17 protein-coding genes are annotated in these 21,804 nt (G+C 61.6%); 1 reads left to right on the top strand and 16 read right to left on the bottom strand.

Annotated features, from left to right (window positions below):
- Window positions 1-37 precede the first annotated feature (37 nt).
- Entirely contained in the window at window positions 38-2,191 is a 2,154-nt protein-coding gene (gene ligA / locus CLV41_RS22665; RefSeq protein ID WP_103224800.1) for an NAD-dependent DNA ligase LigA, read from the bottom strand.
- A gap of 167 nt (window positions 2,192-2,358) precedes the next feature.
- On the opposite strand from ligA, the gene CLV41_RS22670 reads away from it, so the two are divergent.
- Window positions 2,359-2,541, top strand: coding sequence for a hypothetical protein (locus CLV41_RS22670; protein ID WP_103224801.1), 183 nt, complete (start codon window positions 2,359-2,361; stop codon window positions 2,539-2,541).
- 29 nt (window positions 2,542-2,570) lie between these two features.
- On the opposite strand, the gene recN is transcribed toward CLV41_RS22670, so the two are convergent.
- The 15 genes from recN to CLV41_RS22745 all read right to left on the bottom strand — a co-directional run bounded on the left by recN (window position 2,571) and on the right by CLV41_RS22745 (window position 21,766).
- Window positions 2,571-4,241 (bottom strand): DNA repair protein RecN, encoded by a 1,671-nt coding sequence (gene recN, locus CLV41_RS22675; RefSeq protein ID WP_103224748.1) that lies wholly within the window; start codon window positions 4,239-4,241, stop codon window positions 2,571-2,573.
- 127 nt (window positions 4,242-4,368) lie between these two features.
- Window positions 4,369-5,181, bottom strand: coding sequence for an outer membrane protein assembly factor BamD (locus CLV41_RS22680; RefSeq protein WP_103224749.1), 813 nt, complete (start codon window positions 5,179-5,181; stop codon window positions 4,369-4,371).
- Between the two features lie 261 nt (window positions 5,182-5,442).
- Window positions 5,443-6,387, bottom strand: coding sequence for a UDP-3-O-acyl-N-acetylglucosamine deacetylase (gene lpxC, locus CLV41_RS22685; protein WP_103224750.1), 945 nt, complete (start codon window positions 6,385-6,387; stop codon window positions 5,443-5,445).
- Between the two features lie 254 nt (window positions 6,388-6,641).
- Window positions 6,642-8,423: a cell division protein FtsZ gene (gene ftsZ / locus CLV41_RS22690; RefSeq protein ID WP_103224751.1), complete on the bottom strand. Its 1,782-nt coding sequence runs from the start codon at window positions 8,421-8,423 to the stop codon at window positions 6,642-6,644.
- A gap of 115 nt (window positions 8,424-8,538) precedes the next feature.
- Complete coding sequence (gene ftsA / locus CLV41_RS22695) at window positions 8,539-9,861, bottom strand: cell division protein FtsA (RefSeq protein ID WP_103224752.1); 1,323 nt, start codon at window positions 9,859-9,861, stop codon at window positions 8,539-8,541.
- On the bottom strand, window positions 9,858-10,505 hold the full coding sequence (locus tag CLV41_RS22700) for a cell division protein FtsQ/DivIB (protein ID WP_208987682.1): 648 nt from the start codon (window positions 10,503-10,505) through the stop codon (window positions 9,858-9,860). Before CLV41_RS22700 ends, ftsA begins: the two co-directional genes overlap by 4 nt.
- 254 nt (window positions 10,506-10,759) lie before the next feature.
- Entirely contained in the window at window positions 10,760-11,686 is a 927-nt protein-coding gene (locus tag CLV41_RS22705; protein WP_103224753.1) for a D-alanine--D-alanine ligase, read from the bottom strand.
- Window positions 11,687-12,658, bottom strand: coding sequence for a UDP-N-acetylmuramate dehydrogenase (gene murB, locus CLV41_RS22710; protein WP_103224754.1), 972 nt, complete (start codon window positions 12,656-12,658; stop codon window positions 11,687-11,689).
- A gap of 12 nt (window positions 12,659-12,670) precedes the next feature.
- On the bottom strand, window positions 12,671-14,071 hold the full coding sequence (gene murC / locus CLV41_RS22715) for a UDP-N-acetylmuramate--L-alanine ligase (RefSeq protein WP_103224755.1): 1,401 nt from the start codon (window positions 14,069-14,071) through the stop codon (window positions 12,671-12,673).
- The gene (murG, locus tag CLV41_RS22720; protein WP_103224756.1) at window positions 14,068-15,174 is read right to left on the bottom strand and encodes an undecaprenyldiphospho-muramoylpentapeptide beta-N-acetylglucosaminyltransferase; all 1,107 of its coding nucleotides are present in this window, start codon (window positions 15,172-15,174) and stop codon (window positions 14,068-14,070) included. Before murG ends, murC begins: the two co-directional genes overlap by 4 nt.
- Window positions 15,175-15,209: 35 nt before the next feature.
- On the bottom strand, window positions 15,210-16,367 hold the full coding sequence (locus CLV41_RS22725) for an FtsW/RodA/SpoVE family cell cycle protein (RefSeq protein ID WP_103224757.1): 1,158 nt from the start codon (window positions 16,365-16,367) through the stop codon (window positions 15,210-15,212).
- Window positions 16,368-17,768 (bottom strand): UDP-N-acetylmuramoyl-L-alanine--D-glutamate ligase, encoded by a 1,401-nt coding sequence (gene murD / locus CLV41_RS22730; protein ID WP_103224758.1) that lies wholly within the window; start codon window positions 17,766-17,768, stop codon window positions 16,368-16,370.
- A 5-nt stretch (window positions 17,769-17,773) separates the two neighbouring features.
- Window positions 17,774-18,859: a phospho-N-acetylmuramoyl-pentapeptide-transferase gene (gene mraY, locus CLV41_RS22735; RefSeq protein WP_103224759.1), complete on the bottom strand. Its 1,086-nt coding sequence runs from the start codon at window positions 18,857-18,859 to the stop codon at window positions 17,774-17,776.
- A gap of 10 nt (window positions 18,860-18,869) precedes the next feature.
- Window positions 18,870-20,300 (bottom strand): UDP-N-acetylmuramoylalanyl-D-glutamyl-2,6-diaminopimelate--D-alanyl-D-alanine ligase, encoded by a 1,431-nt coding sequence (locus CLV41_RS22740; RefSeq protein WP_103224760.1) that lies wholly within the window; start codon window positions 20,298-20,300, stop codon window positions 18,870-18,872.
- Window positions 20,297-21,766, bottom strand: coding sequence for a UDP-N-acetylmuramoyl-L-alanyl-D-glutamate--2,6-diaminopimelate ligase (locus CLV41_RS22745; RefSeq protein WP_103224761.1), 1,470 nt, complete (start codon window positions 21,764-21,766; stop codon window positions 20,297-20,299). Before CLV41_RS22745 ends, CLV41_RS22740 begins: the two co-directional genes overlap by 4 nt.
- Between the last annotated feature and the right edge of the window lie 38 nt (window positions 21,767-21,804).

Genomic DNA, 21,804 nt, shown 5'->3' on the forward strand with positions numbered 1-21,804 from the left:
GGCAATTTACCAAAGAGAATCACTTCCCTTACCGGCATCAGGCTCCCACCAGGTCGAACCAGTCATCCTCTGAAATAACCTCGACCTCCAGTTCCTGAGCCTTTTTAAGTTTCGACCCCGCCCCGGGGCCCGCCACGACGAGATCGGTTTTCCTGGAAACCGATCCGGACACTTTCGCCCCGAAGCGTTCCGCCATCGCCTTGGCTTCGTCGCGGGTCATGCGTTCCAGGGAACCGGTGAAGACCACGGTCTTGCCCGCTACCGGCGAGCCGGAAGCATCGACTTTCTCCGCATCCTTCGGGCTCACCTGCTCCAGCAGCTTGTCGAGTTGATCGCGGTTGTGGGCCTCGGCGAAGAATTCCACCAGCGCCGCGGCGACGATATGGCCGATACCGTCAATGTCGTTGAGTTCCGCCCAGGCTTCACCGGTTTCGTCATGCGCGTCCTGCATCGCCTGGTAAAACGCATCCCAGGACCCGTAGGCCCGCGCAAGCAGCTTTGCATTGCCCTCGCCGACATGACGGATACCCAAGGCGAAAATGAAACGGTTGAGATCGATGGACCGGCGGGCATTGATGGCCTCGAAAAGGTTCTTCGCCGACAAAGCGCCCCAGCCCTCCCGGTTGCGCAATTTGGTCAGGGAGTGCCTGTCCCGCTCCTCCAGCGTGAAGATCTCCGCCGGCGTCTTTACAAGCCCTTCCTGGTAAAACGCATCGACCTGCTTGTCACCGAGGCCTTCGATATCGAAAGCATTGCGGGAGACGAAGTGCTTGAGCTTTTCGCTCGCCTGCGCCGGGCAGATCAGCCCGCCGGTGCAGCGCCGCACCGCATCCTTGCGGCCGGTCTTTTCATTTTCCTCGCGCACGGCGTGGCTACCGCAGGCAGGACAGACAGCCGGAAACTCGTAAGGCTCAGCGTCCGCGTCACGCTTGCCCAGATCGACATCGACAATCTGCGGGATGACATCTCCTGCCCGCTGGATCTTCACCGTATCGCCGACCCGCAGGTCCCTGCCGCCGCGAATGGGTTCGCCGTCCTGACCGATCCCCTTGATGTAATCCTCGTTGTGCAGCGTCGCATTGGAGACGACCACGCCGCCCACGGTAATCGGCTCAAGTTTGGCTACCGGTGTCAGGGCACCCGTGCGGCCGACCTGGATCTCGATATCGTTGAGGATCGTGAAGGCCTGCTCGGCGGGAAACTTGTGCGCGATCGCCCAGCGGGGGGAGCGGGAGACGAAACCCAGACGCTCCTGCAGATCCAGCCGGTCGACCTTGTAGACCACGCCGTCAATGTCATATTCAAGCTCGGCGCGGCTTTCCTCGATTGCATGATAAACGCCAAGCAATTCCTCAACGGTTTCGCAGCGTTTCATCAGCGGGTTGACCTGGAATCCCCAGTCCTCCATCCGCATGACCATGCCCAATTGCGTGTCTTCCGGCAGCGCGCTCATCTCGCCCCAGGCATAGGCGAAATATCTCAAGGGGCGGGAAGCGGTAATTTCCGGCTTGAGCTGACGGAGCGATCCGGCGGCCGCGTTGCGCGGATTGGCGAACACCTTGCCGCCATTGGCCGCCATGCGCTCATTGAGCGCCTGAAAGTCCTTGTGCGCCATATAGACTTCACCGCGCACCTCCACCACATCCGGCACCTCGCCGGCGAGCTTTTCCGGTATATCGGCGATGGTCCTGGCATTGGCCGTCACGTTTTCTCCGGTGGTGCCGTCGCCCCTGGTGGCCGCGTGGATGAGGTCGCCGTTTTCATAGCGCAGGGACAGCGACAGGCCGTCTATCTTCGGTTCGGCCGTAACGGCCAGCGCGCCCATCAGAGGATCGAATTTCAGGAAGCGGCGTACCCGGCCGACGAAATCGCGCACATCCTCGTCGCTGAACGCATTGTCCAGCGACAGCATCGGCACCCGGTGGGTGATCTTGCCGAAGCCGGAGGCCGGTGCCGCACCGATCTGGTGTGAAGGGCTCTCGGTGAGGATCAGATCCGGAAACCGCGCCTCGATTGCCGCATTGCGCCGGCGCATCGCGTCGTAGTCGGCATCCGAAATCACCGGAGCGTCTTCCTGGTGATAGCGGCGGTCGTGACCTGCAATTTCCGCGGCCAGACGCTTCAGCTCCGCCAGGGCTTCTTCCTGGGTGAGATCGTCGATGTCAATCTGAGAGGTCGAGCTGTCGGTCATGATGTCTTCGCGGGCCTGATTGGAATACCGATCCCAACCGGATACCGGAACCAAACCCGAGGCTCAAGCGTTGATGATGCATGCGCCGGCATCAGGCTGCCGCAAATGATCAGCAAGAGCATCCTGCATTCGAACGAATGCAGGCTGACACGAAGCAGGAGACGAAAATGGCCCATCAGGACCATGAAACACGTTATGTCGAAAAAAGAACCGGCGGCGGAGCCGGTTGGTTCATCGCCGGCGGGCTGATTGTCGCCCTGATCATCGGCGGCCTGCTCTACACCAATGGTTACTTTACCGACGACGAAGACGTCAGCATCGAGCTGAACGTGCCGGGTCTCCCGAAATAACTTCAGACTAATTCAAAGCGGCGGGATCCTTATCCCGCCGTTTCCGTAAGCAGCTTGCCCGCCGCGGCGCGGGCCTCGTCCGTTATGACGCTGCCGGCCAGCATGCGGGCGATTTCCTCGCGGCGGTGGCTTTCGTCGATACGCCTGACCCGCGTTGCGACCCGGTCCGGTTTCATCGCTTCCTTGGCGATCAGGAAATGACCTTCCGCCCGCGCCGCCACCTGGGGCGCATGGGTGACGGTCAGCACCTGGACCTTGCTCGCCAGCCGCGCCAGCCGCACGCCGATGGCCTCCGCAACCGCACCGCCGACGCCCGTGTCAATCTCGTCGAAGACCAGCGTCGGGGCAGATCCCTTGTCGGCGAGAGACACCTTCAGCGCCAGAAGGAAACGGGAGAGCTCCCCGCCGGAAGCAACCTTCATCATCGGCCCAGGGCGCGTACCCGGGTTGGTCTGTACGTGAAACTCGACCTGATCGATGCCCGACCGGCCGGGAGTTTGCGGATCGCTTTGCAGCTCGACGATGAACCTGGCGCGTTCCAGCTTCAGGTCCGGCAGTTCCGCGGCCACAGCCTTTTCCAGAGCCCGTGCCGTCTTGTGCCGCTTTTCAGAAAGGGAAGCCGCCTTTTTGTCGTAATCCGCCCGCGCCATGGCCGCCGCCTCGGCGAGAGCAGCCAGTTTGTCCTCACCCGCATCCAGATCGGCGAGGTCCCCTGCCATGCGCTCGCGCAGCATGGCGAGATCGTCCACCGGTACGGAGTATTTGCGCGAGGCCGCGCGAAGTGCGAACAGGCGTTCCTCCACCGCTTCGAGCTCACGCGGATCGAATTCCGTCTCGCGCAGAGCGCTTTCCAGGCTGCCCCGCGTGTCCTCCAGCAGGTCCAGCGCTTCGGCAAGCGTACGCACAGGTGGAGCGAGAAGAACCGGCACCTGGTCGGCCTTGCGTTCCAGGCGGCGCAGCAGGCTGGCGAGTTCAGGGATCGGCGATGCCGATCCGTTCAATGTGTCGAACGCATCGTTCAGGTCTCCGGCGATCTTCTCCACTTGCATCATATCCGTGCGGCGCGCGGCAAGCTGATCCTCCTCGCCTGTCTCCGGCCTCAGGCCGGACAGCTCCTCCACTGAGGAGCGCAGGAAATCGGCCTCGTTGCGCGCGACCTCGATCCGCTTCTCATGTTCGGTTACCGCCTTGTCCGCTGCCTTGAAGGCCGAATAGGCCTTCCCGACAGCCTCGCTATCCCCCAACAGGCCGCCGAAAACGTCGATCAGCGCCCGGTGGCTTTCCGGATCGACCAGGGCCCGGTCGTCATGTTGTCCATGGATTTCCACAAGCAGGCCGCCCGCCTGGCGCAACAGGCCCGCACTGACCGGCTGGTCATTGACGAACGCCCGGGTACGACCATCGGCGGTCTGGATACGGCGCAGGATGATATCGCCGTCGTCATCGACATCGTTTTTCTGCAAAAACGCACGCACAGGATGATCCGCAGCAACATCGAAAACGGCGCTCACCTGTCCCTGTGGTTCACCGTGACGGACCAGATCCGCATCTCCCCGGGCTCCCAGAGCCAGCGACAGGGAATCGAGCAAAATCGATTTTCCCGCACCGGTTTCGCCGGTCAGAACCGACATTCCCGCGGTAAAATCAAGGTCAAGACGGTCAATTAGAACGATGTCACGGATAGACAGCGTGACCAGCATGAAGGGAAGCTCCTAAGGGCATAGCCTACAGTTCGGCGCGGTCCAGCATATAAGAGAATCAGGTCGTGTTTCCAGAGCTTGTTGGAGCATGTCCCGCTCAAATGCTTCCAGACTAACGGGACACGCTCTAAATGCTCTTGAAGGCGCGGCTGATCCAGCTTCCGCTATCTTCGGAAGGCTCGTAGCCTCCCTTGTTCAACAGCGAATAGGCATCCTTGTACCACTGGCTGTCAGGATAGTTATGTCCAAGCACCGCGGCAGCGGTCTGCGCCTCGTTCACGACGCCAAGCGCGTAATAGGCCTCCGTCAGACGGAACAGGGCTTCTTCCACATGCCGTGTGGTCTGATACTCGACGACCACGGTCTTGAACCGGTTGATGCCGGCGACGTAGTTGCGCTTTTCCAGATAGTAGCGGCCGACCTGCATTTCCTTGCCGGCCAGCTGATCCTTGACGATCCTCAGTTTCTGTTCCGCATCCGGTACATATTCGGACTCCGGGAAACGCAGGATCAGTTCGTTGAAGGCCCCGGCCGCCTTGCGGGTGACCGCCTGATCCCGGGTGATATCCGGCATCTGGCGGAAATAGCTCTGCCCGGCGAGATACAGCATATAGGCGGAATCCCCGTCACCGGGATAAAGCGTCACGAATCGTTTAGCGGCCGTTATCGTCTCGGCGTATTTGCCCCGCGTGTAGTTCAGGTAAGCCAGGTTGACGAGCGATTTCTTGGAATATTCGGAATAGGGATAGAGCTTGTCCAGCTCTTCGAACTTCTCGGTGGAATCACGCAATTTGCCTTGCGCGCGCAGGGCAAGGCCTTCGTTGAAAAGAACTTCCGGCGGCGTGTCGTTCAGGGCCAGATCGTCCAGGTCGTCCTTGCCTCCGCAAGCCGCCAGAAGAAGCGGTGCTGCCAGGACGGCCAGTCTCAGGAAAAATTTCATGCCCTTGGTTCCGCTTGCTTCAGAACCAGTGTCAATTCCGTTCACGCCTATACTCCCGGGCCGCAGCGGCCCAACCGGCCAATTCTAAGACGGCCACGTATTTCATCGACAGGAGTGTTTAGCGGAAAGCACCCGTCCCCGTCACGTCCTCATCGGCCATCTGACGGTTTTTTTAAGCAAATTTATGGCAAGCCGCCCGAATTGTGCTGATTTCCGCCGAATTGAAAAATGGCCGTTTGCGGAAAACGGCCCGGGACCCGATCAGGAAACGTCAGGTCCGAAGGCAGCAGCCGCAGCCAGACCGCCCTTGTCAACCTGACCGACCTGACGGAAAGCCGGGGCTTCCACAATCTCGAAAGCGCTCGGGTCTTCGAACAATTTGACCAGAATGGCATTGTTCATCTTGTGGCCGCCCTTGTAGGAGCGGTAAAGGCCCAGGATCGGCAGTCCGGCCAGGGCCAGATCGCCGACGGCATCCAGCGCCTTGTGACGGGCGAACTCATCCGGCCAGCGCGTGCCTTCGGGATTGAGAACCTTGTCTTCGGAGATGGCCACGGAGTTTTCCAGCGAAGAGCCGAGGGCAAAACCCATTTTCCAGAGCTGCTCGACATCCTTCACATAGCCGAAGGTACGTGCACGGGAAAGCTCGTCGCGGAACACCTGCGGCGTCATGTCGGACACGAACCGCTGGCGGCCGATCAGGGGCGTGTCGAAATCGATCGTGATGTCGAACTTGGTTCCGTCATACGGATGCAGTTCACACCAGGCACCGCCATTATCGACACGGACGGTTTTCCTGATCTTGAGATACCGGCGGCCGCGGTCCAGCTTTTTGAGTCCCACCTGTTCGATCGCCTCGACGAATGCCGAACTGCTGCCGTCCATGATCGGCATTTCCGGTCCGTCGATCTCCACGATGAGATTGTCCACACCCATGCCGACGAGAGCTGCCATCAGGTGTTCGACCGTCGCCACACCTTCTCCGGCGGGATCGCCGAGCACCGTGCAAAGGGCGGTCGAGGAAACCTTGTTCCACCGCGCCGGAACCTCTGAGGACATTTCCTTGTCGGTTCGGGTAAACACAATCCCCACACCAGTTTCGGCGGGCACCAATGTGATCGACACGGGCTTGCCCGAATGAACACCCACCCCGGTCAGGGTGACCTGATCGGCGAGTGTTGTCTGTCGATCGACATAAGTTGTCATGTGCTCTGCCCTTCCGGTTAGCGATCGGAAATAGTCCGGAATTTATCCCTTGCAGGTTACGGACTTTTAACGATCACGATTTTGGCGAAGATAATCCCGATACCGGAGAGAGCGAAATAAAGCTTTATTACGATTTGTAACGATACACAGCTTTGCAAGACACTGAAATAACAGGCTAATTCTGACCCGAACGAAAACAGCCCGAAGCGTGAGCTCCGGGCTGTCGCGATCAGGGAAGACAATCGCGTCGTGAATCAGTTGGCCTGCCGGCGGAGAAAGGCCGGGATTTCCAACTGTTCGTCGTCGGTCGTGGTGACCGGCTTGGGCGCTGCCCGGCCGGTTCCGTCCAGCTGTCCTGCCGCACCCTGGGCGGAAGGACGCGGCTGAGGCGCGCGCGGCGCGGCTTGAGGCGCAGGCTGCAGCTGCGGTGCGGACCGCAGAACCGGAGCGTCTGCCTCGTGCTCGTCTTCCTCGTCTTCCCGGCGGCCGAGGCCACTGGTGAGACGGCGCAGAAGGCCCATCGGGCGCCGGCCTTCCTCACCATGTTCCTCGTAACCGGCGGCTGGTGCCGCAGGTTGCGCGGGAGCTGAAGAAGCCTCGTTCGCCAGCGGTTGCCGAGCCGGGCTTGCAGCCGTCTGCTGTGCCCGGATCTCACGCTGGGCGATCGGCGGAAAGTCCTCTACGCGCGGCATGCGCGAAGTGGTGTTGTGCTCCTCGGCAGCCGGCGGAATATACGGCTTGCTGAGCGGTGCGTCCTCGACGACCTGTGCGGGAGCATCCCCATCGAGATCCATCATCGCGGCCTTGCCGGCAAGAGCTGCACTCGAAGGCTGGACGCGCTTGATCTCCACGTCCGGATCGCTGGCGACCGAAACCGGCTGCGGGTCCGGAAGAGCCAGTTCCTTTTCCAGGCTGGCTACCGCCTTGGCGGCGGCATCCATGGTATTGGCTTTTTCAGCCGCTACCGCCGGCCTGGCCGTCGTGAATTCCGGGATACGCGCGGCTGCGGGCATCTCGGCTTTCAAGGATTGGGCACCCGCGGAGGGAAACGTGTTGGCCGCAAGGGCTTCCTCCTTGTCGATGCCGGTTGCCACGACCGAAACCCGGATGATGCCGTCGAGGGTTTCATCGAATGTCGCCCCCAGGATGATGTTGGCGTCCGCGTCGACTTCCTCACGGATACGGGTTGCAGCCTCATCCACTTCAAACAGCGTCAGATCGTTGCCGCCGGTGATGGAGATTAGCAGGCCCCTGGCCCCCTTCATGGAGGATTCGTCGAGAAGCGGGTTGGCGATGGCAGCTTCCGCCGCCTGCTGCGCGCGCTTCTCGCCGCTGGCTTCGCCCGTGCCCATCATCGCCTTGCCCATGCCGCGCATCACCGAACGGACGTCGGCAAAGTCGAGGTTGATGAGACCTTCCTTCACCATCAGGTCGGTGATGCAGGCAACACCGGAATAAAGCACCTGGTCGGCCATCGCGAAAGCATCCGCGAAAGTGGTTTGCGCATTGGCGATCCGGAACAGGTTCTGGTTCGGAATGACGATCAGCGTATCGACACTGCGCTGCAGTTCCTCGATGCCGCTGTCCGCGATCCGCATCCGGCGGGCGCCTTCGAACTGGAACGGCTTGGTCACGACACCGACGGTCAGGATGCCCTGTTCGCGTGCCGCGCGGGCAATCACAGGGGCCGCGCCGGTTCCGGTACCACCACCCATGCCGGCGGTGATGAACACCATGTGCGATCCGGACAGATGGTCGTTGATCTCGTCGATCACCTCTTCAGCCGCGGCAGAGCCGACTTCCGGCTGGGAGCCTGCACCAAGACCTTCCGTGACCGCCACGCCCATCTGGACGAGACGTTCGGACTGGTTCATGGCCAGTGCCTGGGCATCCGTGTTGGCGCAAACGAAGTCGCACCCCTGGAGACCTGCTGTGATCATGTTATTGACGGCGTTTCCGCCCGCGCCGCCGACGCCGAAGACCGTAATGCGCGGCTTCAGCTCCTGAATGTCGGGCATCTTCAGGTTGATGGTCATATTATCCTCGCGACCCACTGGCACTCCCGCTACGGGAGAACCCTCTTCTTCCCTAATTTTCTCAGCCATTGCTGGCAGCTCAACTTCCTGGTTTTCGTCTTCTTGGCTCATGTCGTCAGAAGCTTTCCCTGATCCATTGGCCCACACGGGCCAGATAACCAGATTGCCCGCCCCACCCAGATCTCCGGTTCTTGTGTTCGAACTGTTCGATCTGAGCGACTTGCGGATAAATCAAGAGGCCAACCGCGGCGGCAAATGCCGGACCTTTGGCGGCTTCGGGAAGACCGGCGACACCAAGTGGCCGGCCAAGACGGACGTTGCGCCCCAGGACGTGACGCGCAACTTCTCCAAGACCCGTGAGCTGACTTGCACCCCCTGTCAGCACGATCTGCTTGCCCACCCGACCGGCGAAACCGGAGGCAGTCAGGCGATCTCTTACGAGTTCTAGGATTTCTTCCACACGCGGGCGGATGACCCGGGTCAGTGCCGAGCGCGGGATCTGGTTTGGCAGGTCGCTGTCGCCGTCCAGCGGCGGCACCGTGAGCAGGTCACGGTCGTCCGAGCCGGAGGCAAGCGGCGAGCCATAAAGGGTTTTCAGGCGCTCCGCATCCTGGAGCCGGGTCGCGAAAGCGCGGGCGATATCGGTGGTCACATGGTTGCCGCCAACGGCAATCGCGTCCAGATGCACCATGTGGCCGTCCACGAAGACCGACAGCGTCGTCGTGCCGCCGCCCATGTCGATGCAGGCAACGCCAAGCTCTGCTTCATCGTCGACGATGGTGGACAATCCGCTGGCAAAGGGTGTCGCCACCATTGTTTCCACGTGAAGATGGCCGCGGTTGATGCAGAGTTCCAGGTTGCGCACCGGCGGAATTTCCGCTGTGACCACCTGCATTTCGACACCCAGCTTGTGCCCCATCATGCCGCGCGGGTCGCGGATGCCACGGCTCCCATCCAGCGAATAAGAGATCGGCAGCGCGTGCGTCACCGCCCGGCCATCGGTGACGGAATGGCTGGAGCCGGCGAAGAGAACCCGTTGAATATCGGCCTCCGACACACTTTCGCCGGCCAGCGGTACGCCGGCGCTGTAGATTTCGCTCTGCAGGCGGCCGCAGCTGATATTTGCAATCAGCGATTCGACGGTCACGCCGGCCATGCGTTCGGCGCTGTCGACCGCCTGGCGAATCGCCTGCTCGGCGGCGTCCATATCGACCACAACGCCGGACTTGATACCGCGCGAGCGCTGATACCCGTAGCCGAGCACTTCCACCTTGTGGGACCGGCTCGACAGGATCGACTTGTCGTCCCGCGGCACAAGCTTTGCGATCAGGCAGCAGACTTTCGTCGAGCCCACGTCGAGAACCGACATGATGACCGCGCGCCGGGTCGGCAGCGGCCGCATTTTCGGCAGATAGAGATGGCTGGAGGAGCGGCTCATGTATCGCGCTCCTTTTTACCGGACCGGCCTTTGCCGCCGGTCATGACCTTGCGCTGCTCGGCGACTTCGTCCGACAGACGGACTGTCACCCGATCGGCCAGGCGCAAGTCTATCGCCATGATGTCGCGGGACAGCAGACCGCTTTCCTCATCCATTTTCACCAGGTCCGCCAGAGCGGCATGAAGATTGTTTTCCGGCAGACGGATGGAAATGCCGTTTTCAAGCTGCAGGTCCCAGCGCCGGTCGCTGACCAGAAACGCCGCACGCACGCGCGGGCGCAGGTCCGGCACCGTTGCCAGCGCCGAATTGATTTCCACCGCCCGGCGCTGCGCGCCGTGATTGACCACGAGAAGAAGGTTGGCATAGCGGCCATCGACCTCGTCCGTGATCACGTCGCCTGATTCGTTGATGATCGAGACAAGATCGCCCCGCTGCCAAAGCGCATAGGGAACCCGTTCCTCGATACTGATCTGCAGCGTGCTCGGATAGAGCTTCATGACAGAGGCGTTTTTCACCCACGCCATCCGGTTCAAACGCTCACGGGCGCCCGCCGCATCGAAGAGCGCCAGGGACGTGCCTTCATGAATTTCCAGTGCTTCGAGGATCTGGAATTCGTTGATTTCCCGCTGACCGGAAAGTTTCACGGCTTCGACGCCGAAGCCCGCGGCGGACAGCAGCGCATCCGAAACGATCCGGCCGTGCCCCCCTATGACTATTCCATAACTAATTGTTAAGGTTAAGAAACCCAGCGCGGCAGCAGAACCGGCCCATTGCGGCAGCTCCATAAGGCGCCCGGCGGCCCGCCATACAGGTTGACGATGCAAACGCGCGACGCCGCGCCCGCGCGGAGCCAGTTCGGCCTCCAGGCGGGTCAGTGCATTGCGTTTATGTTTGCGTCCTAGCGACAGCAACTTGCGTCCTCAACCATCCAGCTGACCAGGTCCTTGAAACTCATCCCCTGATGGGCCGCCAATTCCGGCACAAGAGAGGTTGGCGTCATGCCTGGCTGCGTGTTCACTTCTAGGCAAATCAGTTCACCGGATCCGTCTTCCCGTTCATCGAATCGGAAATCCGCACGGGAAACACCGCGGCAATCCAAAGCCTGATGCGCCTTAACCGCTAGTGTCTCTATGTTTTGGTAAACAATCGGTGAAATTTTCGCAGGAAGAATGTGTTTTGAACCGCCTTGTGCATATTTTGCTTCATAATCGTAGAAGCCATGCCCCTGGGGAAGGATGTCTATGACACCGAGGGACTTGTCATTCATGACAGCACAGGTCAGCTCCCGGCCCGCGATAAATTTCTCGCACATCAGCACCTCTGGATAGGGCCAGTCCTCGCGACTCAGCTCCTGTGGCGGAAACTCTTGATCTTTCTGGACAATCAGCACTCCAAAGCTGGAGCCTTCATTGATCGGCTTCAGCACGTAAGGCGGTTCCATTGGGTGTTCGCGAAGAATATCGCCGCGGTTCACGACCACATGCCTGGTCACCGGAACCCCGGCCGCCGCCATGACCGCCTTTGCCTTCACCTTGTTCATTGCAAGGCTCGACGCCATCACGCCGGAATGCGTATAGGGGATGTTAAGAAACTCTAATATTCCCTGAACGCAGCCGTCCTCGCCATAGGGACCGTGAAGGGCGTTGAACGCTACATCGGGCCGCAGTTCCCGCAGGACGGCCGAGATATTCCGGTCGACATCGATACGTGTCACCCGGTAGCCGGCTTCTTCCAGCGCGTCGGCGCATTCCTTGCCGGTTGACAGACTCACCGGGCGTTCGTTGACCCAGCCGCCCATCAGAACGGCGACATGTTTTCCGGCCATTTACGCAGCCTCCTCTTCTTCGCCCAGAAACGGTTCGACCGGACCTTCGGGCCCGAACCGTCCCAGCCGCTTTATTTCCCATTCCAGCCTGATACCGCTGTGTTTCAGAACCCGCGCCCGCACGGTTTCTCCGAGCAGCTCCAGATCGTGTCCGCTGGCGTCGCCTGTGTTGATCATGAAATTGCAGTGCATTTCCGACATTTGCGCACCGCCGACCATCAGTCCCCGGCACCCGGCCGCGTCGATGACCTTCCAGGCCGAGGTTCCAGGCGGGTTCTTGAAGGTCGAGCCGCCTGTCTTTTCCCGGATCGGCTGCGCCTTTTCCCGGTGCGCGGCGACATCCGCCATTTCCGCGCGGATCGACGCCTCGTCGCGCGGCACACCCTCAAAAACGGCGGCGGTGAAAATCAGATCTTTCGGGGCCGAAGAATGCCTGTAGGCATAGCTCAAGTCGGCATTGGTCAGCACATGACGGTTGCCGTCGCGGTCGAAGGCGGTGAGTTCCACCATCCGCTCGCGGGTTTCCGTTCCATGGGCGCCCGCGTTCATGCGAAGGGCGCCGCCCAGACCTCCTGGAATGCCCGTGTAAAACGCAAAGCCGCCCAGACCAGCCTCCGCGGCAGCCTCCGCAAGCCGTTTGTCGGGCACGGCAGCCCCCGCGCTGAGCCTGTTGCCGCCGATTTCCTCGATGGACCCGAAGCCCCTGGCGCTCAGGCGTATGACAACACCTTCCAGTCCGCCGTCCCGGACCAGGAGGTTCGAACCGAGACCGACCGGAAGAACGGGTATGTCCTTCGGCAGTTTCTTCAGGAACGCCGAAAGATCCGCCTCGTCGGCCGGCTGGAACATGAGCTGCGCCGGACCGCCGGTGCGCAGCCACGTTACGGCGGAGAGCGGCTGATTGGCGGTCAGCCTGCCGCGAATACCTTCGCCAAGGTCGGGGACGGTTTCAAGGAGATCGGGAAAACCCATTGCAAATCTCCCTCAGAGCGCTTCGAGCTGTTTCGGCAGCGCATAAGCCCATTGGGTGATGTTGCCCGCTCCCAGGCAGATCACGAAATCTCCCGGACCGGCCAGCTCCTTCACGAGCGCAGGCAACTCGTCAGGACTTTCGATGGCCCGGACATTCCGGTGCCCCCGGGTTTTCATACCCGAGACCAGATCGGTATGCGCGGCCCCTTCTATCGGCTGTTCGCCCGCGGCATAAACCGGTGCGATGATCACCGCGTCGGCGTCGTTGAAGCAATTCGAGAAGTCATCGAACAGGCTGGCGAGCCTTGAATATCGATGCGGCTGCATGATCGCGATGACCCTGCCCTGGGTCGACTCGCGCGCCGCATGCAACACCGCCTTGATCTCAACCGGGTGATGACCGTAGTCGTCGAAGATCTGAATGCCACCGACCGTTCCCGTCAGGGTGAAACGGCGCTTGACGCCGCCAAAGGTGGATATGCCCTTCTTCAGATCTTCAGGCCCCACCCCGAGCTGGGAAGCCACCGCAAGGGCGGCTGTGGCGTTGGAGACGTTGTGCAGGCCCGGCATCGGTAAAACCAGGTCCTTCAGCTCGATCACCTCACCTGTCCGGCGGTCGCGGATGGTCACCGAGAAAACCGATTTTCCCCCGTCCATGGAGACGTCTTTGAAGCGGACATCGGCTTGTGGATTGGTCCCGTAGGTAACGACGCGCCGGTCCTCGATCGCGCCGATCATGGTCTGCACTTCGGGATGGTCCAGGCACATCACCGCAAATCCGTAGAAGGGCACATTTTCCACGAATTGCCGGAAGGCGGCACGGACCCCGGCAAAGTCCCCGTAATGATCGAGATGCTCCGGATCGATATTGGTGACGACGGCGACATCCGCCGGAAGCTTGACGAAGGTGCCGTCGCTTTCATCGGCTTCCACCACCATCCAGTCGCCCTTGCCCATGCGGGCATTCGTTCCGTAGGCATTGATGATGCCGCCATTGATGACCGTTGGGTCGAGATGGCCCGCGTCCAGAAGCGCCGCCACCATGGAGGTGGTCGTGGTCTTGCCATGTGTTCCGCCGACCGCGATGGCCTGCTTGAAGCGCATCAGTTCGGCAAGCATTTCCGCGCGCCGCACCACCGGAATCAGCTTCTCGCGGGCCGCAACCAGCTCCGGATTGTCCTTCCTGATCGCGGAAGACACCACGAGCACTTCCGCGTCGCCGAGATTGTCGGCCGCATGGCCGACCTTAACCTCAATGCCATGGGACCTGAGGCGTTGCACATTGGCGTTTTCGGCCATGTCGGACCCCTGGACCTGATAGCCGAGGGTCTTGAGCACCTCGGCAATCCCGCTCATGCCGATCCCGCCGATCCCGACAAAATGGACGGGTCCGATATCCTGCGGCATTTTCATGGCCGTTCTCCTTGTTTGCTGGCGACCCTTTCGACAAGGTCCGCGAGACGTTTCACCGCGTCCGGCCTGGCGACGCCGCGGGCGTTTTCGGCCGCCGTCGCAAGCATGTCCGGCGTTTCCATGAAACGGATGATTTCCCTGGCAAGACGCTCGGGATGCAGATCCACCTGCCGGATCGGCCAGGCGCCGCCGGCCTTTTCCAGAACCCTTGCATTGGCGGCCTGGTCCTGATCGATCGCACCGGGCAGCGGTACCAGTATCGACGGCCGGCCAAGCACGCTGAGCTCGCTGACCGAAGAGGCACCGGACCGGCAAAGAACCAGATGCGCCTGGGCGATGCGCTGCGGCATGTCCTGGAAGAAAGGCGCGCATTCGGCCTGAACCCCGAGCGCATCGTAGGCTTTCTGCACCCGCTCCATGTCTTCCGGACGGCATTGCTGCACGATCCTGAGTCTGGCGCGTATGCCGGCCGGAAGTTCTTCAAGCGCCGGCGGGACGAGGTCGGAGAAAAACCTTGCCCCTTGCGACCCGCCGAAGATAAGCAGCTTGAATTCTCCGCCCGGAAGCGGCGCGGCGTAGGGAAGCTCCGCCGCCTTCAGCACCGCGTCGCGAACCGGGTTGCCGGTTTCGACAAGCTTGCGCTCCAGGTCCTCGGCCAGGTCGCCGATGGGTACGCTCGTGGCAATCGCGGTAACGCCCTTCGCCAGCAATCTGTTCGCCCGGCCCATGACGCCATTGGCTTCATGCAATATGGAAGGCGTTCCCGTCAGGCGGGCGGCATACATCGGCGGGAATGTTGGATAACCACCGAATCCGGCGACGACATCCGGTTTGAGCGCCCGGATCAGCGAGCGGGCCTGAAGCGTGCCGCGCAGCAGGCTGAAAGCCGTTCTGGCAAGCGAAACCGGATTGCGGCCCCGGATGGTTTGCGATGCAATGATATGCACCTTGCGGGCCGGAAAGGCCGCACCGTATCTGTCGGCCCGCTCGTCCGTCGCCAGTTCAACGCTCCAGCCGCGCCGGAGGAGTTCACTGGCAAGGGCCTGTGCGGGGAAAAGGTGGCCGCCGGTTCCGCCGGCCGTCAGTAATACTGTTTTGCTCATAAGATCCGGCTTCTGGCCTTGCGTTTGATCCGGCGTTACATCAACGACGATGGCGACAACCTGCTCACGGTGACGGCCTCACCGCGGGAGGTCTGCGGCCGTCTGCGGGTCAGGGCCAGAATGGCGCCGGCCGTCATGGCCGACGAAAAAAGCGACGAGCCTCCATACGAAATGAAAGGCAGGGTCATGCCCTTTGACGGCATGAGATGCAGGTTGACCGCAAGATTGATGGTTGCCTGAAGGCCGAATAGAACGACAAGTCCAGCCGTCGCGAGACGGCTGAAGGCATCCTGATCCCGTCCGGCATGGTTCAGGCCGCGAATGACGATAAAGGCGAAGACGGAGACCAGCAGCAGGCAGGCCACCACGCCGAACTCCTCGCCGACAACCGCGAAGATGAAGTCCGTATGGCTGTCGGGAAGAATGCGCTTGATCGTGCCCTCTCCCGGTCCGCGCCCGAACCAGCCCCCTGCCAGGAAGGAATCCATCGCGGTATCGACCTGGAAGGTATCCCCGGAACTCGGGTCCAGGAACCGGTCAACGCGGTTGGTCACATGCGGCAGGAAGGCATAGGCGGCAAACAGCCCGGCGACGCCGATCAGCCCCAGCGCCAGGATGAGGATCCAGGAAATGCCGTTGAGAAAGAAAAGCCCAGCCCAGACCAGCCCCAAAAGCATGGTCTGGCCGAAATCGGGCTGCGCGATCAGCAGCGCGGCGCAGATGGCAAACAGCACAAAGGCGAACAGCACCCCCGGAACCTCCCGGCGGCGGCCGCTTTCCGACAGCAGGAAGGCAATCAGCACCACGAAGGCCGGCTTCAGGAATTCGGACGGTTGCAGGGAGAACCCGGCGATATAGATCCAGCGCCGTGCGCCCTTTGCTTCGAACCCAGCGAACAGCGTCGCAACCATCAGGACCAGCGAGACGACGAACACGATCAGCGCGGCGCGCCGGATCGCCCGCGGCGACATGAGCGACGCCGCCAGCATGATGGTGACGGCCGGCAGGAGAAAGAGAGCCTGGCGCTTGACGAAGAAAAAGGTATCGACACCGATCCGTTCGGCAACGGGCGGACTGGCGGCGAAGGACAGCACCACGCCCCCGACCATCAGCAGACCGAAGGCCGCGAGCAGATAGTGATCCACGGTCCAGAGCCACTCGGCGAACCGGCTGCGATCTGCGCGTGATACCATCTAGGCGACCTCCTGCGTATTGCCGGCATCAGGCAAGGCACGCACAGCGTCCACAAAAGCTGCGCCACGCAGTTCGAAGTTCCGGTATTGGTCGAAGCTGGCGCAGGCGGGCGAAAGCAGAATGGCGATCTCTTCCGCCCCGTCCTCGGCCGCCTCGCAGGTCGCGTCGGCCACCGCTTGCTGCAGCGTGCCGCTGATCTTGTACGGCACCCGGCCTTCCAGCGTCCCGGCGAAATCCTCCGCCGCTTCCCCGATCAGAAATGTCTTGGCGATCTTCGGAAAATATTCGTCCAGCGAGGAAATACCTCCTGCCTTGGCCCGTCCGCCCGCGATCCAGTAAATCCTCTCGAAGCTGGCAAGCGCCCTTGCGGCCGCATCGGCGTTGGTGGCTTTGGAATCGTTGATAAAGAGCACCCGTCCCTGTTTGGCCACAACTTCCATGCGGTGGTGCAGGCCCGGGAACGACGTAAAAGCCGCCGCGATCCTTCCAGCGGGAATCTCCAGTGCTCTGAGAGCTGCAAAGGCTGCGGCCGCATTCTGGCCATTATGGTCGCCGCGCAGGCTGTCGATTCCGCCCAGAAGCGCAACTTCGCTCTGGCTGCCGTCCCGCGCTTCGATCAGGCGGCCGTGACGGGCATAGATACCGCTGGTGAGTTCGTGCTCCCCGGCAATCCGGCAGACCGGTTTGCGCGCGAGTTCCAGCCGATCTGCGATCGAAGAGGACATTTGATCGTCGACCCCGACAACCGCGACCTTGGCCCCGGCCACCAGGCGTTCCTTGATCGCGGCATAGTTTTCGATGGTGCCGTGCCGGTCGAGATGATCCGGCGACAGGTTCATGAGCAAGCCGACGGTCGGGTCCAGCGTCGGTGAAAGGTCGATCTGGTAGGAAGAGCATTCGATCACGTAGTGGCGGCCCGGCTGCGGCGGTTCCAATTCCAGAACCGGTGTGCCGATATTGCCACCGACCTGCACATCAAGGCCCAGTTCGCGCAGGAGATGACCGATCAGCGCCGTCGTGGTCGATTTTCCGTTGGTGCCCGTGATCGCGATCAGGGGTGCGTCCGGGCAGATCTTGCGCCGTTCGCGGCAGAAGAGTTCCACATCGCCGACGATCTCCACACCGGCCTCGCGGGCAAGATCCACCGACCAGTGCGGCACCGGATGGGTCAGCGGCACGCCGGGAGCCAGAACCAGGGCGGCGATGCCGCTCCAGTCCAGTTCGCGCAGGTCGCGGGTGTCGAGCCCTTCGCCTGCCGCCTGCTCGACCCGGTCTTCATTGTCATCGAAACACACCACATTCGCGCCGCCCAGTTTGAGCGCGCGCGCCGTCGCCAGCCCGGACCCGCCAAGCCCGAACAGTGCGACATTGACGTTTTCAAATGTGGTGACAGGGATCATTCGGCTTACCTCAGCTTCAGTGTGGCAAGACCAAGCAGGGCCAGAACGACGGCAATGATCCAGAAACGGATCACCACCTGGCTTTCCGTCCAGCCCATGATCTCGAAATGATGGTGGATCGGCGCCATCCGGAAGACGCGCTTGCCCGTCAGCTTGAAGGAGATGACCTGCACGATCACCGAAACGGCCTCAAGTACGAAAAGGCCCCCGATGATGGCCAGAACGATCTCGTGCTTTGTGGCAACCGCGATTGCGCCGATCATGCCGCCGAGCGCCAGGGAGCCGGTGTCGCCCATGAAGATGGCGGCCGGCGGCGCGTTGAACCACAGGAACCCGAGGCCCGCGCCGATCACCGCACCGCAGATCACGGCCAGTTCACCCGTCCCGGCGACATGATGAATCTGCAGGTAATTCGCGAAGACCGCATTGCCCGACAGATAGGCAATCAGCCCGAAGGAGGCACAGGCGATCATCACCGGCACGATGGCGAGCCCGTCCAGTCCGTCGGTCAGGTTGACGGCATTGCCGGCGCCGACCATGACGAAGGCGGCGAAGGGAATGAAAATCAGACCGAGATTGAGCGTGAAATCCTTGATGAACGGGAAGGTGACCGCTTCGGAAGACTGGGACGTATCGAGAATTGTAACCGCGAAGGCGGCGATGCCCGCAATCAGGAACTCCAGCCCCAGACGCGCCTTGCCGCCAAAGCCCTTGTGCGACGACTTGGTCACCTTCAGATAGTCGTCGTAAAAACCGATACCGCCGAAACCGAGCGTGACCCCTGTCACCACCCAGACATAGGGGTTGGAAAGATCCGACCACAGGAGGGCGGCAACCAGAGCGCCGGACAGGATCATCAGCCCGCCCATGGTGGGCGTGCCTTTCTTGGTCAGGAGATGGCTTTCCGGACCGTCGGCGCGGATCGGCTGGCCGTGTCCCTGGCGAATTCGCAGACTGGAAATGATTTTCGGTCCGAACAGGAATACAAAAAACAGGGCGGTCATGATTGCCCCGCCTGTGCGGAACGTAATGTACCGGAAGACGTTCAGTGCGGAGATCTGATCAGCAAATTGCCCTAAAAAATAAAACATCAGTTATCCCTTATGCCGCTGCGCTATCGTCCGCAGGCGGATATTCTCTTTTCAGGGCTTCGACAAGCGGGCCCATCCGGGTTCCGAGCGATCCCTTGATCATAACAACATCGCCCGGCCGTACGTCGCTCAAAAGCACGTCTTCCAGATCTTTTGCGTCCTCACAGAAATGCGCCCGAAGGTCATGCGGTAACTGTTTCCACAGCGCGTGCATATGCGGGCCCGCACAATAGACCGCGTCGATCTGTGCATCGCTGATCGGCTGACTGAGCTCGGCATGCAGGCGGTCGGCGTCCTCGCCGAGTTCGCGCATGTCACCAATCACCGCAATGCGCCGGCCGGGCCGTTTGATCGGCGCTTCCCCCAGAACGGCGAACGCTGCGCGCATCGACGCCGGATTGGCATTGTAGCTTTCGTCGATGAGATTGAGTTCTCCGCCCGGCAGCGGCAGCCGGCTCACCTGCCCGCGCCCTTTCGGCGCACGCATCGTGTCCAGCGCCAGCCCTGCCTTGGCGAGATCCGCGCCGAGATCCGCCACGGCGGTCAGGACGGCGAGGCTGTTTTTCACATGATGCTTGCCGGGAGCGCCGATCTTGTAGGTAATTTCCTGACCCAGAATGCTGGCGTCCACACTCGACCCCGCCGGGTATCCGACCGCCTTTTCAATATGACTGTCGGCAGCAGGGTTCTCGCCGAAGGTGTGGATCCTGGCGACACCGGCCGTTGCCGCCAGAAATTTCAGCAGGTCGAACTGGAGATTGTCCCTGTTGAGGATGGCGACGCCATCGGGCTCCAGACCTTCGAAAATTTCGGCTTTCGCCTTGGCGATCTTTTCGACGGAATCGAAATACTCAAGATGCACCGGCTGCACGGTTGTGATGATCGCCGCATGCGGACGCACCATCTTTACCAGGGGAATGATTTCCCCGGCATGGTTCATGCCGATCTCGAAGATGCCGTAGTTCGCATCCGCCGGCATGCGCGCCAAAGTGAGCGGCACACCCCAATGATTGTTGAAAGACGCAACGGAAGCATGCACCTTGCCGGAAGGTTCCAGCGCAAGCCGGAGGGCTTCCTTGGTTCCTGTTTTGCCGACAGAACCGGTCACAGCCACGATGCGGGCGCCGGTGCGGGCGCGGGCCGCGACACCAAGACCGCGCAAGGCTTCCAGCGGATCGGCAACCACGACATAACGGCCGTCTTCGGGCAATTCCGTCAGCCGCTCTTCGGCGACCAGCGCAAGCGATGCCCCCGCTTCCAGCGCCGCAGTCACGTAATTGTGGCCGTCAAGCCGGTCGCCCTTGATCGCGACGAAGGCATCGCCGGGTTCAAGCGTGCGACTGTCGATGGATATTCCGGTAATTTCCGCGCCAATATCGCCCCTGGTACTGCCGCCGGCAGCTTCTACAAAGGCATCCAAAGTCCAAAGCGGATCGCTCATGTGTTTCCTTCAACGTTTATGGCCCGCAGAACGGCTTCGTGATCCGAAAACGGAATCACTGTGTCGCCAACAATCTGGCCGGTTTCATGACCTTTTCCCGCGACACACAGGATATCGCCCTTCGCGAGCCGGCGGACCCCTTCCGCGATTGCCTCGAACCGGTCACCGATCTCCAGCGCATCCGGAGCCCCCTGCCGCACGGCTTTGCGGATCGTCGCGGGATCTTCGGAACGGGGATTGTCGTCGGTGACGATCACCAGATCCGCCTGCCGGGCCGCCGCCTCACCCATCAGCACCCGCTTGCCCGGGTCCCTGTCACCACCGGCGCCGACCACGACCGAAAGGACTCCATCCGTGAACGGCCGCAAGGCGGCAAGTGCGTTATCCAGCGCATCCGGCTTGTGGGCATAATCGACAAAAACCAGCCCCCCGGATTTCGTTTTACCGGCAAGCTCAAGCCGACCGGGTGCGCCTTTCAGATTTTCCAGCGCGCGCAGAGCCGTGCCGGTGTCGATCCCTGCCGCAATCGCAAGTCCGGCGGCAATCAGCGCATTGGAGACCTGAAACCGGCCGATCAGAGGCAGGGTCACCTTGTATTCGCCGCGGACCGTTTGCAGGGTCAGCTGCTGCGCCGCTCCGGCGGGTTTCCTGCCGGTCAGCTTGAGATCCCGGCCCGTTTCACCGACGCTCAGCACGGGAAGCCCGCGTGCTTGGGCAACAGCAAGGACCCGGTCGGCGTATTTCTCGCCAGGGTCGACGACCACCGTCCCCCCTGCCGGGAGCAATTCTGAAAAGAGGCGCAGCTTGGCGTTCAGATAGTCCTCGACGGTCGCATGATAATCCATGTGGTCGCGGCCAAGGTTCGTGAAGGCCGCCGCTGTCAGGCGCACCCCATCCAGACGGAACTGGTCAAGCCCGTGCGAGGAGGCCTCCAGCGCGGCATGATTGATGCCTTCGGCCTCGAGTTCCGAAAGTTCCTTGTGGAGCGCCACCGGATCGGGCGTCGTCAGACCGCCATAGCTTTCACCGTCCGGCCTGATTGTCCCGAGGGTTCCCAGACTTGCAGCAGGGTGTCCCGCGGCTTGAAAAATCTGGCGGGCAAAGTGGGCGACGGAGGTTTTTCCCGCCGTCCCCGTCACCGCGACGATCGTATCCGGCTGGGCACCGTAAAACCGCGCGGCCATTCCGGCAAAAACCTGACGGGGTTCCGGCGCACCCAGAACGACCGTATGTTCCGGACAGGCCGCCCGCACCGCTGCCACTGCGTCGTCGGCGCATAGAACCGCAACGGCCCCGGCCGCGACCGCATTCGGGGCGAACCGGGTTCCATCGACGGAAGCACCTTTGAAGGCCGCGAACAGAAAGCCGGGCTGGACCTTCCGGCTATCCGCGGTCAGGCCCGATATTTTCAGGCTCCTTGCCGCTTCCGGCAATGTCAGGCCGGCGGCTAAATACTCGAGATCCATCTCATCCGATCATCCGGTTCGCGCGTCGTCTTGCTGAA

Source organism: Roseibium marinum (genome assembly GCF_002906165.1).
Classification (GTDB): Bacteria; Pseudomonadota; Alphaproteobacteria; order Rhizobiales; family Stappiaceae; genus Roseibium; species Roseibium marinum.

Bases quoted from the DNA above. Each gene is read 5' to 3' on its own strand.
- ligA (WP_103224800.1), bottom strand. From the start codon at position 2,191: ATGACCGACAGCTCGACCTCTCAGATTGACATCGACGATCTCACCCAG.
- CLV41_RS22670 (WP_103224801.1), top strand. From the start codon at position 2,359: ATGGCCCATCAGGACCATGAAACACGTTATGTCGAAAAAAGAACCGGC.
- recN (WP_103224748.1), bottom strand. From the start codon at position 4,241: ATGCTGGTCACGCTGTCTATCCGTGACATCGTTCTAATTGACCGTCTT.
- CLV41_RS22680 (WP_103224749.1), bottom strand. From the start codon at position 5,181: ATGAAATTTTTCCTGAGACTGGCCGTCCTGGCAGCACCGCTTCTTCTG.
- lpxC (WP_103224750.1), bottom strand. From the start codon at position 6,387: ATGACAACTTATGTCGATCGACAGACAACACTCGCCGATCAGGTCACC.
- ftsZ (WP_103224751.1), bottom strand. From the start codon at position 8,423: ATGACCATCAACCTGAAGATGCCCGACATTCAGGAGCTGAAGCCGCGC.
- ftsA (WP_103224752.1), bottom strand. From the start codon at position 9,861: ATGAGCCGCTCCTCCAGCCATCTCTATCTGCCGAAAATGCGGCCGCTG.
- CLV41_RS22705 (WP_103224753.1), bottom strand. From the start codon at position 11,686: ATGGCCGGAAAACATGTCGCCGTTCTGATGGGCGGCTGGGTCAACGAA.
- murB (WP_103224754.1), bottom strand. From the start codon at position 12,658: ATGGGTTTTCCCGATCTCCTTGAAACCGTCCCCGACCTTGGCGAAGGT.
- murC (WP_103224755.1), bottom strand. From the start codon at position 14,071: ATGAAAATGCCGCAGGATATCGGACCCGTCCATTTTGTCGGGATCGGC.
- murG (WP_103224756.1), bottom strand. From the start codon at position 15,174: ATGAGCAAAACAGTATTACTGACGGCCGGCGGAACCGGCGGCCACCTT.
- CLV41_RS22725 (WP_103224757.1), bottom strand. From the start codon at position 16,367: ATGGTATCACGCGCAGATCGCAGCCGGTTCGCCGAGTGGCTCTGGACC.
- murD (WP_103224758.1), bottom strand. From the start codon at position 17,768: ATGATCCCTGTCACCACATTTGAAAACGTCAATGTCGCACTGTTCGGG.
- mraY (WP_103224759.1), bottom strand. From the start codon at position 18,859: ATGTTTTATTTTTTAGGGCAATTTGCTGATCAGATCTCCGCACTGAAC.
- CLV41_RS22740 (WP_103224760.1), bottom strand. From the start codon at position 20,300: ATGAGCGATCCGCTTTGGACTTTGGATGCCTTTGTAGAAGCTGCCGGC.
- CLV41_RS22745 (WP_103224761.1), bottom strand. From the start codon at position 21,766: ATGGATCTCGAGTATTTAGCCGCCGGCCTGACATTGCCGGAAGCGGCA.